The sequence below is a fragment of the Rhodococcus sp. IEGM 1372 genome, from assembly GCF_030056835.1.
Taxonomy (GTDB): Bacteria; Actinomycetota; Actinomycetes; order Mycobacteriales; family Mycobacteriaceae; genus Rhodococcoides.
The window spans coordinates 15,924-28,993 of sequence record NZ_JASHKS010000022.1; the positions used below are offsets into that span (position 1 = coordinate 15,924).

General features: G+C 65.3%; 13 protein-coding genes. 7 read left to right on the forward strand and 6 right to left on the reverse strand.

The features are described from left to right. Positions 1–28 precede the first annotated feature (28 nt). Positions 29–568, forward strand: coding sequence for a hypothetical protein (locus QM590_RS17170; protein ID WP_269595285.1), 540 nt, complete (start codon positions 29–31; stop codon positions 566–568). A 6-nt stretch (positions 569–574) separates the two neighbouring features. On the opposite strand, the gene QM590_RS17175 is transcribed toward QM590_RS17170, so the two are convergent. Then, positions 575–1,534, reverse strand: coding sequence for an SDR family NAD(P)-dependent oxidoreductase (locus QM590_RS17175; protein WP_269595286.1), 960 nt, complete (start codon positions 1,532–1,534; stop codon positions 575–577). A gap of 71 nt (positions 1,535–1,605) precedes the next feature. On the opposite strand from QM590_RS17175, the gene QM590_RS17180 reads away from it, so the two are divergent. The 4 genes from QM590_RS17180 (at position 1,606) to QM590_RS17195 (ending at position 5,411) form a co-directional block, all read left to right on the forward strand. Beyond that, positions 1,606–3,519 carry an alpha-amylase family protein gene (locus tag QM590_RS17180; protein WP_269595287.1) on the forward strand — a complete coding sequence of 638 codons (1,914 nt, stop codon included), beginning with the start codon at positions 1,606–1,608 and terminating at the stop codon, positions 3,517–3,519. A 74-nt stretch (positions 3,520–3,593) separates the two neighbouring features. After that, positions 3,594–4,550, forward strand: a complete 957-nt coding sequence (locus QM590_RS17185; RefSeq protein WP_094641227.1) for an alpha/beta hydrolase — start codon at positions 3,594–3,596, stop codon at positions 4,548–4,550. A gap of 17 nt (positions 4,551–4,567) precedes the next feature. Then, on the forward strand, positions 4,568–4,927 hold the full coding sequence (locus QM590_RS17190; RefSeq protein WP_269595288.1) for a VOC family protein: 360 nt from the start codon (positions 4,568–4,570) through the stop codon (positions 4,925–4,927). Between the two features lie 10 nt (positions 4,928–4,937). Then, positions 4,938–5,411 carry an SRPBCC family protein gene (locus QM590_RS17195; protein ID WP_094641229.1) on the forward strand — a complete coding sequence of 158 codons (474 nt, stop codon included), beginning with the start codon at positions 4,938–4,940 and terminating at the stop codon, positions 5,409–5,411. On the opposite strand, the gene QM590_RS17200 is transcribed toward QM590_RS17195, so the two are convergent. Then, positions 5,377–6,258: an alpha/beta hydrolase family protein gene (locus QM590_RS17200; protein WP_269595289.1), complete on the reverse strand. Its 882-nt coding sequence runs from the start codon at positions 6,256–6,258 to the stop codon at positions 5,377–5,379. The genes QM590_RS17195 and QM590_RS17200 overlap by 35 nt on opposite strands. Positions 6,259–6,333: 75 nt before the next feature. Beyond that, positions 6,334–7,701 carry a WS/DGAT domain-containing protein gene (locus QM590_RS17205; RefSeq protein WP_269595290.1) on the reverse strand — a complete coding sequence of 456 codons (1,368 nt, stop codon included), beginning with the start codon at positions 7,699–7,701 and terminating at the stop codon, positions 6,334–6,336. 196 nt (positions 7,702–7,897) lie between these two features. On the opposite strand from QM590_RS17205, the gene QM590_RS17210 reads away from it, so the two are divergent. Beyond that, positions 7,898–9,250, forward strand: coding sequence for a sialidase family protein (locus tag QM590_RS17210; RefSeq protein ID WP_269595291.1), 1,353 nt, complete (start codon positions 7,898–7,900; stop codon positions 9,248–9,250). A 54-nt stretch (positions 9,251–9,304) separates the two neighbouring features. On the opposite strand, the gene QM590_RS17215 is transcribed toward QM590_RS17210, so the two are convergent. Together QM590_RS17215 and QM590_RS17220 are read right to left on the reverse strand one after the other, a co-directional pair. Next, positions 9,305–10,126 carry a hypothetical protein gene (locus QM590_RS17215; protein WP_269595292.1) on the reverse strand — a complete coding sequence of 274 codons (822 nt, stop codon included), beginning with the start codon at positions 10,124–10,126 and terminating at the stop codon, positions 9,305–9,307. A gap of 134 nt (positions 10,127–10,260) precedes the next feature. Further along, positions 10,261–10,839 (reverse strand): TerD family protein, encoded by a 579-nt coding sequence (locus tag QM590_RS17220; protein ID WP_068052993.1) that lies wholly within the window; start codon positions 10,837–10,839, stop codon positions 10,261–10,263. A gap of 226 nt (positions 10,840–11,065) precedes the next feature. On the opposite strand from QM590_RS17220, the gene QM590_RS17225 reads away from it, so the two are divergent. Beyond that, positions 11,066–11,815: a DUF1906 domain-containing protein gene (locus QM590_RS17225; RefSeq protein ID WP_269595293.1), complete on the forward strand. Its 750-nt coding sequence runs from the start codon at positions 11,066–11,068 to the stop codon at positions 11,813–11,815. Positions 11,816–11,971: 156 nt separating this feature from the next. Here QM590_RS17225 and QM590_RS17230 read toward each other — a convergent pair whose 3' ends face one another. Continuing rightward, a complete protein-coding gene (locus tag QM590_RS17230; RefSeq protein WP_068052996.1) occupies positions 11,972–12,832 on the reverse strand; it encodes an Rv1157c family protein in 861 nt (286 codons plus the stop codon). Positions 12,833–13,070 lie beyond the last annotated feature (238 nt).

Consider the following 13,070-nt stretch of genomic DNA (forward strand, 5'->3'; position numbering starts at 1 on the left):
GCCATGCGATGTCCGATAGCGTCGGGTCATGGCAGTCGACTTTTCGTGGTCTCAATTTCTGTGGATTGTCTTCGTTTTCGTCGGGGTGCCGTCGACGTTCTGGGCTCTTGTTCTGTGGGCCGTCTTCGCGAAGCGTCGACAAGGAAGGGGAACCGGTCCGCTCGGCCTGTGGGCCACCGGATCGACTGCTGCCGCATCGGGTTTCGTGGCGTGTGCAGGGTGGCTGAGCTGGTCTGCCGACTATCGGGGCGAAGTCCGTGGACCGGGTCTCCCGGCCCCTAACGAGTTCCCAACATGGCAAGTCGCTGCGTGCGGTGCGACGGTCGTGTTGCTGTGCCTGCTGGCTGCGCACCTGTCACGATGGCCGAAGACCGGGGGACACGTTGCTGCGTTGGGCATGACGGCGGGCTTCTCGACGGCGTTCTGCGTCGAAGCGAGTACCGATGCCACCGGGCAGTCGGGTGTGGGTGTCATTCTGTGCATGCTCGGCTGGGGATTCAGCTTGACCCTGCTGATCCTCGTTCGAAACGCGGTCGTTGGGCGGAAACAGCCTGCACGCGAGCCGTGAACGACGTCAGATCTCGATACCCGTTGCCTCGACCACGCTGGCCCACAGGGCATCTCGCACGCGAGGTGAATCACCCCGCCACGACGGGTAGTGCGTCGGACGCGGGGCTCGGTCGTGCCAGAACGTGCCGGTACTGGTCAATGCCTGGTCGGATGCGACGAGCCAGACGATGGTGTCGGCCCCGTCGTCGGCACTGCGCAGAATCGGCTTCATCACCGAACCGAACAGTGGCATCGATCCAGTCACGCCGGGTGTCGCCGCCCAGCCGGGATGCATGCTGTGCACAACCGGATCGTCTTCGAGTGAGAACCGCTCGGCCAGTTGCTCGGTTACCACCACCTGCATGCGCTTGGTCCTGGCGTACGCCGTCATACCGGAGTACTTGCCGTTCTCGTACTCGAAATCGGCGGACTGCAGCGGCACCGGGTACATGCCGCCGCTGGAGACGAACACGACCCGCGATCCGGCGTCGAACAGTTCGCGCAGTCCCACCGTCAGCGCGACCGGCCCGAGAACGTGGGTGGCGAAAGCAGATTCGTGACCTTGTGCGGACAGTTGCCGCCCGTCCGGCATGACCCCGGCGCAGTGCACGAGCGCGTGCACCGCGGTGAGTTCCGACGCCAATGCCGCGACCAATTCGGCAACGGAATCGAGGTTGCTGATATCGCACTCACGCACCACCAGGGAGGCGTCGGGCACCTCGGCTCGGATGGCGGCGGCCGCGGACTCCAGCCGATCGGCCGACCTGCCGACCAGGTGCACCCGTGCCCCCAACCTGGCCAGTTCCTTCGCGGTGGCTGCGCCCAATCCGGACGACGCGCCGGTCACCACCATGTCTATGGGGGAGGGGAACGGCGTCGGATCCGCGGCCCAGAATCGGCGGCGCACCGTGGCACCGATGCGGGAGTATCCGGGAACGACTGCTCTGTCGAGGATCGTGTCCAGCGTGCGGGTCAGCAATGACATGGGCCTCTGATACCCCGCGGTAACCGGATGTATGCGCGCCCGCACGCTGGGGTCGATGCCAGAATGTGTCCATGGTTCACCCCGCCGTCTCCGACGACACCCGAGGCATCCTCGCCGAACTTCCCGCCCACCGACGCGAGACGTTCGAGTTGCGCCTCGAGCAGTGGTTTCCCGATCTGCACGACGCGGTCACCGCCGTCTACCCCGATCCCGACGCCGTGGCGGCCACCCTCGTGGAGATCGCTGCGCGCGCCTATGCCGCCCGCCCGGAGGATCTGCACCGGCTCGATCAGCGTCGTTTGCTCGAACCGGACTGGTTTCAGCAGCCGGACATGTTCGGCTACGCCTGTTACGTCGACCGGTACGGACAGACGCTGCGCGGGGTGGGCCAGCGGCTCGACCATCTGACCGATCTGGGTGTCACCTACCTGCACCTGATGCCGCTGCTGCAACCGCGGCCCGGCGACAACGACGGCGGCTACGCGGTGATGGACTACCGAGCGGTGCGCGAGGATCTCGGTACCAACGAGGACTTACGGGCGCTCGCGGAGACGCTCCGCGGACGCGGCATCAGTCTCGTGGTCGATCTGGTGCTCAATCACGTTGCTCGCGAACACGAATGGGCCGAGAAGGCGCGCGCAGGCGATCCGAAGTATCGAGACTACTTCCTGATCTATCCCGATCGCACCACCCCGGACTCGTACGAGCGCACTCTCCCCGAGGTGTTTCCCGACTTCGCGCCCGGCAGCTTCACCTTCGACGACACCCTCGGCGAGTGGGTGTGGACGACGTTCAACGAATGGCAGTGGGATCTGAACTGGGCCAATCCCGCTGTGCTGCAGGAGTTCGCGAGCATCGTGCTGCACCTGGCAAACCTCGGGGTGGAAGTGCTGCGCCTCGATGCGATCGCATTCCTGTGGAAGCGGCTGGGAACCAACTGCCAGAACCAGCCCGAGGTGCACGCGGTCACCCAGGCCTTGCGCGCCACTGCTCGACTCGCTGCTCCGGCCACGTTGTTCAAGGCCGAGGCGATCGTCGGACCCCGGGATCTGCTGCCGTACCTGGGTCAGGGGCGGCACACCGGACGAGTCTCGGACATTGCCTACCACAACTCGCTGATGGTGCAGGTGTGGTCGATGTTGGCAACGGGCAGTACAGCATTGGCGCGACACGCGTTGGCGTCGTTGCCCCCGACGCCGCCGAGTGGCACCTGGGTGACCTACGTTCGCTGCCACGACGACATAGGCTGGGCCATCGACGACGGCGACGCGGCGTCTCTCGGCCTCTCAGGAGCAGGGCATCGCCATTTCCTGGCCGACTGGTACTCCGGGGAATTCGACGGCTCCTGGGCCGAAGGCCTTGTATTCCAGTACAACCCGGACACCGGCGACCGCCGGATCAGTGGAACCGCAGCAGCGCTGACCGGTCTGGGCCCGTCCCGCCTGGATCCCGACGGCGCGTTCGGGCGAATCTTCCTGGCGCACGCCGTCATTGCCGGATGGGGCGGAATTCCGGTCGTGTGGAGCGGCGACGAGCTCGGCTCCCCGGGCGATCCGAACTGGGCCGAGGAGCCAGCTCATGCCGAGGACAACCGGTGGGTGCATCGGCCGCGCGTGACCGACGCCGATCGCACCGGCCGATTCCAGCAGGGGAGCGACGCGCAACGAGTGTTCGACGGCATCGCGCGGATCGCGAAGGTGCGCGCCGGACTACCGATGTTGCACGCCGAGGCACCGGTGGACGTACAGAGTGAGTCCGACGACGGTCTGCTCGTGGTGCGCAGACGGCATCCCAGCGGCACCCTCGTCGCCCTCTACAACGTCACCGCCGAACACCGGCCGTTCCCGCACGCGCAGCTGATCGAACTCGGAATTCCTGCCCCGGTCGAGGTCCTCTCGCAGCACGATCTGCAGGTCGACGACGCCGGCTCGGTGTGGTTGCCGCCGTACGCGGCGTGGTGGATCGTCGACAGCCCGCTGCGTTAGGAGAGGCGGAGCCGTGACCGGGCTGTTACCCTCCCCGAGACGGTCGGATGGATACGAACAAGGGGACAATGTTCATGCTGCATGGTCGGATACGAAGTCTGGTGCTCGCTGTAGTGGCGGTGTTGGTCGCCACGATGGCAACGGTGCTGATGGGGACCGGTGTGGCGAAGGCCGACTCCGAGCTCGTCTACGTCTACTCGCCGTCGATGGACAAGAACATTCCGGTCAAGGTGCTCAAAGCTGCGGGTGGGGGCCCGGCACCCACCCTGTATCTGCTCGACGGCCTGCGCGCGCCCGAGAACGACAACGGCTGGCTCATCGAGACCGACGTCGAGAGCTTCTTCGCCGACAAGCACGTCAACGTGGCCATCCCGTTCGGCGGCGGCGGCACCTTCTACTCCGACTGGCAGCGTGACGACCCCAAGCTCGGACGCGTGAAGTGGGAAACCTTCCTCACCCAGGAGTTGCCTCCGTTCATGGCCGATCGCTTCGGCAGCGACAACGTCAACAACGCGGTGGCCGGACTGTCGATGAGCGGAACCTCGGCGCTCAACCTGGCCGCCCATCACCCCGACTTCTACAAGGCGGTCGCCTCGTTCAGCGGTTACCCGACCGCCAGCAGCCCCGGATTCGCGCAGGGCATTGCCGTCGCCGTCGGCGAGATGGGCGGCAACGCTCGCAACATGTGGGGTACCTGGCCGTCTGCGGACTGGATCCGCAACGATCCGTCCCTCAACGTCGGTGCGCTGCGCAACACGGCAGTCTTCGTCTCCTCGGGAAGTGGCTCACCGGCCACGGACCCTGTGTTCAACCCGGCCAGCAGCAGCTTCGACCCGGTCAGGTTCGCGCAGATGGTGCCGCTCGAAACAGCCGCAGGCATGAGCAGCCGGGCATTCGTTCCGCTGCTGCAGGCTGTCGGTGGTCGACCCAACGTCAAGATCACCGGTACCGGTGTCCACTGGTGGAACCACTGGGAGCAGCACCTGCACGACGCATGGTTCGAGACAATCGCCCCTGCCGTCGGCGGCTGACAGCTACTCTTTCCGCCATGACGCCACCGCGGATCACCGTCGACTACACGGTGCTCGATTGCCCGGATCCAGCAGCGCTTGCCCGCTTCTACAGTACGATTCTCGGCTGGGAGCCTTCCGGCGACGACGGTGACTGGGTGGTGATTCACGGCCCGGGCGAGCTGCGGCTGGCGTTCCAGCGTGCGCCGGAGTTCACTCGGATCGACTGGCCGAACGACGGGATCAAGATCCACCTGGACCTCGTGGTCGACGACATGGAACAGGCCAGGGACTTCGTCGTCGACGCCGGGGCCGAACTCATCGACCACGCGCAGCCCTCGTTCTGGGTGTACCGCGATCCCGCGGGGCACATCTTCTGCCTGTGCAAAAGAGAATGAAGGAACCGTCATGGTCAGCGAAACCCACCCGGTACTCGTCGAGCGATCAGCCCTCGTCCGCGCCGACGCCGCGACCGTGCACGCTCTGATCGACAACTTTCACCATTGGCAACAGTGGTCGCCCTACGAGGGACTCGACCCTGGTTTGCAGCGCACCTACACCGGTCCCGACGCGGGAGTAGGGGCGTCGTACTCGTGGTCGGGTAACCGCAAGGCCGGCGCGGGGACGATGACCATCACCGAATCGATTCCCGAAGAACTGATCGTGCTCGACCTCGCGTTCACCAAGCCGTTCAAGAATCGGAACGTCACGGCGTTCCTGCTCGAGCCTGTCGCCGACGGGACCCGGGTGACCTGGCGTATGTCGGGAAAGCAGAGCAAGCTGTTCGCTCTGATCGGAAAAGTGTTCTCGATGGACAAGCTCGTCGGACCGGATTTCGAGAAGGGGCTCAGGCAGCTCGCCGTTGTGGCCGAGAAGGGCTGAGTCGGTTCTCCCGTAGATCCGTCTGCTCGCCGAGCCAGCGGGCGAGAACCTGGCAGCCGGTGAGGCCGTCTGCATAGTCCTCGCGCGCATACGCGATGTGTCGGCCACCGCCGGGGTTCGACCACTCGAATCGACGCCAGCGCATCGACTGCGGCAGATACCCGCCCAATTCTGCGGCCGCGGTGCGGAGGCGTCGAACATCCTTCGCCCACTGCGAGGGTCGAAGGCGCGTCCGGGTCGCGTTTTGGAAGCTGTTGCTGCGCAGTAGTTTCAGTAGTTCACGCAGCCAGATTTTCGGGGTGCGAAACGACATCCATCGGGTCAGGTCGGCAACGTCGCGAATGAGACTGTCGTCGCTTGCGTTGCAGATCATGTCGGACTTCAGACCGATCCACTGAACCGGAATCGACTCGGGCAGAGCCGGACCCGCGCCGGCGACGCCACGTCCGGTGCAGCCGTCGACGGCACCCACCGGCTGCTGAGGGTCCGATACCAGACCAGCGGCAACGATGCGGCTGCCGTCGATCGTCCCGTCGTGGACGAGACCGAGGACCTCGCGCACCACCGTCGCTCCCTGGGAGTATCCGATCAGCGCAATCGGCCCGGCAGTGCTCTCGACTGTGCGGCGTAGACGCCGGACACCGATGTCTGCGCTGTGCCGAAAGCAGAGTCCACCGAGCGCGACCGGACCGTACGACGCCGGATAGCCGACCCAGCGGTCGACGAAGCGGTCGTCGAGCTCGCGGGTGACGCAGGCCAGCAGGCCCGTCACCCGTGTCCGGTGGTCAGACGGATGTGATTCACCGGTACCTCCGACAGCGAGTACGGTGATCGTTTCCTGGCTCATGGCTGTCAGTCTGGTGGGCGAACCTGAGCCCGACGCCCGACAAATGCTGAGAACTGTCTGGCAGTTCGGTCCCGGTCAGGACAGAGCGGTACGGACCTCGTCGAGAGCGTCGCGAAGGAGTGTCTCGTACAGATCCGGGTCGGGTACGGCGGCGCTGTTCGATGTGATTCCGATGGTGACGGTATCGCCGATGCCGTGGACTCCGTGGGTCAGACTCATGGCGGGGGACAGGGCCGGAAAACCTGCGGTGAATCGGACGGCGCCGCCGCCGAGCGTCAGGTCTGCGGCACCGCGCGAGACACTGGACACGACGGTGTTCCCGGTGACCGTCGGCGGGGCTGCGGTCGGATCGAACTGCGCGACGCCCCATTCGGCCAGAAATGCTGGCACGTGTGCTTCGACGTCGTCCTGTGATGTTCGGGCGGCGTGCGCCAACGGATGATTTGCGCGAGCTCGGCGCGCAGCCAGATCGGCGGCGATGAGCTGACTGCGAGTACGGATGTCCGGTTCGGCGGGGAACAGTCCGACGCCGACATTGCCGAAATTGTTTCGCGCGTCGGCTCGCTCATCCCTCGCCACGGTGACCTCGGCGGCCAGATCCGGACCGTCGCCGAGAAGCCGTTGCAGTGCAACGGATACTGCAGTCAGCACGAACGTGGTGACGGTGGTCCCGCTGGACTGCAGGTCGGTTTTCGGAAGCACGATGGTCCGCACCGACGTCCGGCCGGTGGGCGGCACGTCGAGGGCGGTCGGAGCGCGCGGGTGTGCGGGCGGGGGAAGGTCGCCCGAGTCGGTGCCTCGCCCGAGGCTCAGCGCGTCGCGTCGGGCGCGGACACCGCCGCGAACCATCTGCGCCAGCCGAAGCGGAAGAGTTGCGGCGGCAACGATTGTGGATGCCGACTCGAACAGCGCGCGAGGCTCTGCCCGGACGCAGGCAGGCGGGAGTGGATGCGTGCCGAACAGCTCGCGAGCAGTGCGAGCGGCCAGTGTTCCGTCGGCCGCCGCGTGCGAAAGCTGCAGCACGGCAACGAGGGCCGTGCCGCCTGGAGCGTCGACGATGTTCGGATACAGGTGCAGGTGCCACACGGACACTCGGGGGTCGACCTGACGTGCGAACGATGCAGCGATCGCCTCGAGGCACTCCGACCATGTGCTCGTTTTTCGGTGCACGGAGATCGCGTCGGAGCGCGGGCCCGCCTCGGTCCAACGGGGATAATCGAGGCCGCACGCGACGTCGCTGATGCGTCGACTCAGGACCTCGATGCGGCTGCTGCGCTCGTACAATCGGGCCACCTCGGAATCGAGGTCTCCCGATTCGCTGGCGAAGCAGTACAGCAGAAACTGGTCGCTCGGAATCTTCGACGCCATCCAGTACGCACGCGCGTCGGTCGGATGCAGGCGGGTCGATCCGGGGCGGTTGTGGGCGGCTCGAACGCGGGGCACTCGTCGAGCCTATGCGTCCCTGTGTGAACCGGAAATCCACAGACTGGCCGGTCCCATTCTGTGAACTGTCACCAGGATGGGCCGAGGACTTCTTCGATTGCCTGGAGGTCTACCGGCACCATGGGCGCTAGCCTGATCCAATGCATCGACCAGCACTGTGGCCGCGACGCCGCGGCGGCACCCAACGGCGGGTGTCGTGACGCCCAGAGTTGCCTCGGGTTATCGGGCTGGACTGCGTTCCTCGACCAACGCCGCCGCATCGGCCGACTTCGTCACCGACATCTCCTACACCGAGTACGGCTCCGCGGCCTGCACCCTCGGGGTCGCGGCGGACAACACCGTGTTCGTCGCACCCGCGTTCACCGTGGACGGCATCGGGGTACTGCGCTCGTCCGATTTCGGAAAGTCATGGCGTGCATCGGTTCCCGAGGGCGTGCGGCAGGGTCGGAATCGTCCGTATCTGTATTTCGACGACGTCGACGAGCGTCTGTTTCTGCACGCCGGACGATTCGACGCGGTGCCGCCCCATCAGTTGCGAACGGGCTTCACCCTGGGGGTCAGTGACGATCGAGGCGAAACCTGGCGCACGCGCACAGTGGCATCGAAAGCCAGGATGGATGCCAAAGTCTTTGCCGGTCCAAGCAATTCACGGACCGGAAGGGTTACGTACCTCTCCGCGCCCACGCCGTTCGCAGTACGTGTGCGGCCACTGATCAACGTCACCCGTCAGGTCATCTGGCGGTCCTTCGACGGCGGGGTGAAGTGGGAAGTAGCCGGTGGTTTCGACATCGATTCGAAGAACATCCCCGGATTGCCGAGTCGGGAGTACGTCTCGTTCGGTAAGGGTGTCGTCGGTCCGGACGGCACCGTCTACATCGGTGGCCGCTACGGTCGACGGTTCGCTGTGGCGGTCAGTCGCGACGAGGGCCTGACGTGGGACGTACGGATGGTCCCGGGATCGGCGCTGGCGAAGTACCACAACGCAGTGCATTTTCTGCTGCTCGGTTCGCGCTATCTGCTGCCGGAGTCGATGGCCGTCGACGACGACGGAAACGTGTACGCGGTGTGGCCGGACCGCGACGGATTGCTGCATGCTTCCTGGTCCTCGGACGGTGCGGTGAATTGGTCGAGGCCGGTGGTGGTGTCGGCACCGGGAGTGCGCGACGCCCGCTTCGGCGCGATCACCGCCACCGGGTCCGGGCGGGTGGGCATCGCATACTACGGACGCGAGAAGGGGCGTGCCTTCCACGGCTTCATCGCGCAGTGCCGCGACTTCCGTACCGGCAGCCCGGTGTTCGTCGGCGGCAAGTACAACGAACCCGATGCGCCGCTGTTTCCCTACGGATTCTGCAGTGGCGTTGCGGGTTTCGGTTTGGGCCGTTCACTCAACGAGATAGTCCGCGTGCATTTCGCCCCCAACGGTGACCTCGTGACCGGGGCCGCGATGCAGATGCGGGGAAGGAACAGGCAACGCCCCTGGGCGGCGCGCTCGCAACACACCGAGATGCAGGCGGTCCTGGGACGGCTGGGTCGCATCGTCAGGGCATAGACGAAAGGCCCTGCAGCGGAGCGCTGCAGGGCCTTTCGTGGTCTTGCTTACCTACTAGGCGACGTTGATCATGCCGACTGTGGGGAAGAAGAAGCAGCTCTTGTCCGAACCGTCGAGGGCCTTGTGGTTCACCGTGCCGAACACCGCGGCCAGAACGGTTCCCGATCCGGTTTCGACGGGTACGGCGCGGGCACCGGCGGCAGGCAGCGAGTCGATCGCTCCGATGACGAACGGCCGAACGATGTCCTTCGCGGCGTCGGGCACACCGGAATTGGTGAGGATCGAATCGGCGAGAGTGGTTGCCAGGCCGCCGAAGTCGGCGAATCCGCCCTGCAGGGTGTTGACGTTGAACCAGGCGACCTGCATCCCGGTCTTGTTCTCGGAATCGTTCACGATTCCGGCCGGGACGAACGCGAACATCGTCTCGCCCTTGTCGACTGCATTGAGCTCGGGAATCTGGATGGACGGCAGGAACGGCAACGTGGGGATGGCAGGCGCGGTCAGCTGCGGCCACGGTCCTGCCGCTCCGCCTGCGACACCGGGAACGATGCCGAGGGGCGAGCCCGCCGTTGCGGAGCAGTTGATCGCTGCGGTGGGGTAGAAGAACGGCGTGATGCCGAAGTCGGTGAGGGCTTTGTTGGCTGCGTTCAGTGCGGCGAAGGGATCGACGTTCGCATCCTCGGCGACCGGGGTGCGTGAGTCGGCGATCGCGGTCGCGGCGTCGAGCGAGGCACCACCCTGTCCCTGCAGTGCGGCGATCGCCTGCGCCAGCGGATCGGCCGATGCCGGATCCGCTGCGGCAGTGGCGGGAACAGCGAGCAATGCCGCGCAGGAGAGCGCGAGCGCGCCCGCCAGACGGCTGAGGCGACGAGACATGTGTGACTCCTGTGACTGATGTGGCTTATGTTGCGGTTGCGCTGATATCACCACACATCATCTCGACGTCACAAGCTCAGATAGATTCCGTTGTTCAATCGAGACGGTCCCAACGAGTTGGGCTATGACCGCCGTCACCCCACGTCGATGCCGAAGTCGCGCACGATTCCCTCCAGTCCCGAGGCGTAGCCCTGGCCGATGGCGCGGAACTTCCATTCGGCCCCGCGTCGGTACAGCTCGCCGAACACCATCGCGGTTTCGGTGGAGGCGTCTTCGCTGAGGTCGAAACGGGCGAGTTCGCGCCCATCGGACTTGTCGACCACGCGAATGAAGGCGTTGACGACCTGACCGAAGTTCTGGCCCAGGGCGTCGGCGTTGTGAATGGACACCGGGAAGACGATGGAGTCCACTTCCGGGGTCAGGGCAGCCAGGTCGACGTCGATGCTCTCGTCGTCACCTTCGCCCTCGCCGGTCCGGTTGTCGCCGGTGTGCTCGATGGCACCGTCGGGGGAGCGCAGGTTGTTGTAGAAGACGAAGTAGCTGTCGCTCAGTGCCTTCTTCGTGGTGCGAAGTCCGATAGCGCTGGCGTCGAGATCGAAGTCTCCGCCGGTGGTGGCGCGGACATCCCAGCCGAGTCCCACGCTCACCGCCGTCAGATTCGGTGCTTCCTTGGTCAGCGAGACATTTCCACCCTTGGCAAGCGTTACGCCCATGTCCATCCACTCCTCAGCGCGTTCGTCCGTGCGTCGTCCTCTCCACCATATTCATGTTCGTCATCTGGGTGCGCGAGGTGCTCGTGTGAAGCTGGAGGGGAACGGGGTGGGTGTGAGCAGTGGGGCTGGCGGTACCGATGGGATTGTGGTGGGATACGACAAACGATGGAAGATAGCAGTGGTTGTGCGGTTTATCGGGTAGGCGCGCCGCCGCGATCGAACGACGATGGAGATTTTTGTGCAGGTTTCGCGACGTGAACTGTTCAAGTACGCCGCCGCGGGGTCCGCGGCCGCCGTCGGATTGGTTGCGTTGGGTTCGGCGACCGCGCACGCCGACGCCGGGCTCGGCACACTCGTCGACTATTCGGGTGGGGTGCCATCGGCATCCGCGATCAAGAATGCCGGTCACCTCGGAGCTGTCCGCTACGTTTCCGATCGGCGACCGGATGCGAACTGGATGATCGGGAAGCCGATGCGCAAGTCCGAGGCCGATGCCTTGACATCCGCGGGCCTGGAAGTGGTCTCGAACTATCAATTCGGCAAGGGGACCACGTCCGACTGGCGTGGCGGGTACGCCGCGGGCGTGAAGCATGCAGAGCGAGGCCTCGAACTCCACCTCGCCGCCGGTGGTCCGGCAGACCGCCCGATCTACGCGTCGATCGACGACAACCCCACCGCTGTGGAGTTCGCAACCCTGATCGCGCCGTACATCCTGGGCTGGCAGTCGGTGATCGGAGCCGAGAACACGGGAATCTACGCCAATTCACCGACCATCGAATTGGCCTCGGTCGCCGGCCTCGGCCGGTGGTATTGGCAGCACAATTGGGGAACGCCGAAGGGCTTCGTTCATCCCGACGCGCACATTCATCAGATCCGAATCGACAAGGATTTCGTGGGCGGGGTCAAAGTCGACATCAACAATATTCTGAAGGCCGATTACGGGCAGTGGTCGAAATCTGCCGCTGACATTCTCTGAAACAACATCGATGTAATTCTTTTCCGGCAATCTCCGAATGCAGCACGGCATTCGGAGAACCCGTGCATATTCTTTCCGAATTCACCCCACAAACAGTTCGCCCCCGGCTTCTCACGGAAGCCGGGGGGCGAACTGCGTCAGCAGTGCAGATACGAGCTACGGGACGTAGACCGTACCGATGGTGGGCAGGAAGGTGCAGCTGCGCGGTGCGGCCGCCGGGTCTTCCTTCGACTGCGTGGTGATCGAACCGGAGACGACCGAGAGAACGCGTCCGGGGCCGGTGTCGGCTATCGCGGACAACGTCGCCGGACCGTCGGTGTTGATCATGGATGCGCCGGTGAGATCCTGGGTGCCCGAGCGACGGTTGTCGATGTTGAGCCAGGTCACCGTCAGGGGAGCTGCCTGCTCGGCGGCAATCGGGGCGGTGCCGAGAGCGGTGAAGACGAAGCCGGCCTGGCCTGCGCCGGGTCCGGGAGGCGGCAGGGTGGCTGGTCCGGGCACGGCCAGTGCGGTTCCGACGGAATCGGCAGTGTCGGAGATGCATCCCACACCGAGCGTCGGGTACAGGAACTGGGCGATGACGGGTCCGTCGGACGGCAGTTCCGGTCCGCCGCCGCCGGAGCCGTCCAGGAACGTGATGACCCGTTCGAGCAGGGACTTGACCTGGTCCGGCAGCTGCGCCGTCTCGAGCAGCGCGCGGGCCTGACCCAGCAGGTCGGCGGCCGGGGCGGCTCCCACGTCGGCAGGTCCGGCTGCGGCACCGACGATGGCCGGTGCGAACGAGGCGAGTGCCTCCACCTCGGCCAGGTTGGGCATCGGCTCACCGGGGGCGGGAAGGAACTGAGCGATCAGAGCAGCGGGATCGGCCGGTGCTGCGGGCAGATCTGCCGGTGCCATCGGCACCAACGGCTGTGCGGATGCGCTGGTCGGCACGACTAGTGCGGCGGCTGCGGCTACGGCGAAAGCTGTAACTACGCGACGCGTTCCGCGGGTACGAAGCACGGTGATATTCCCCATTCTGATCATGACGCGGGCCCACGGCGACAGCCGGTGCTCGAGGGGTCACTCTATGTAGCGCAATCCCCGATGTACAGCTGTTGTCGATCGAGCCCTCCCCCGTCGCATCTATGCCAGGGCAGTCTATTGGTCACACGCTGCGAATTCTCCGCAGACGCACACGATAACCTGTTACTGAAGTTGTCAGTGTGAAAGGTGATGCAAATGTTACTCGGGTGCATCGGTGGTTGGGGCGCGT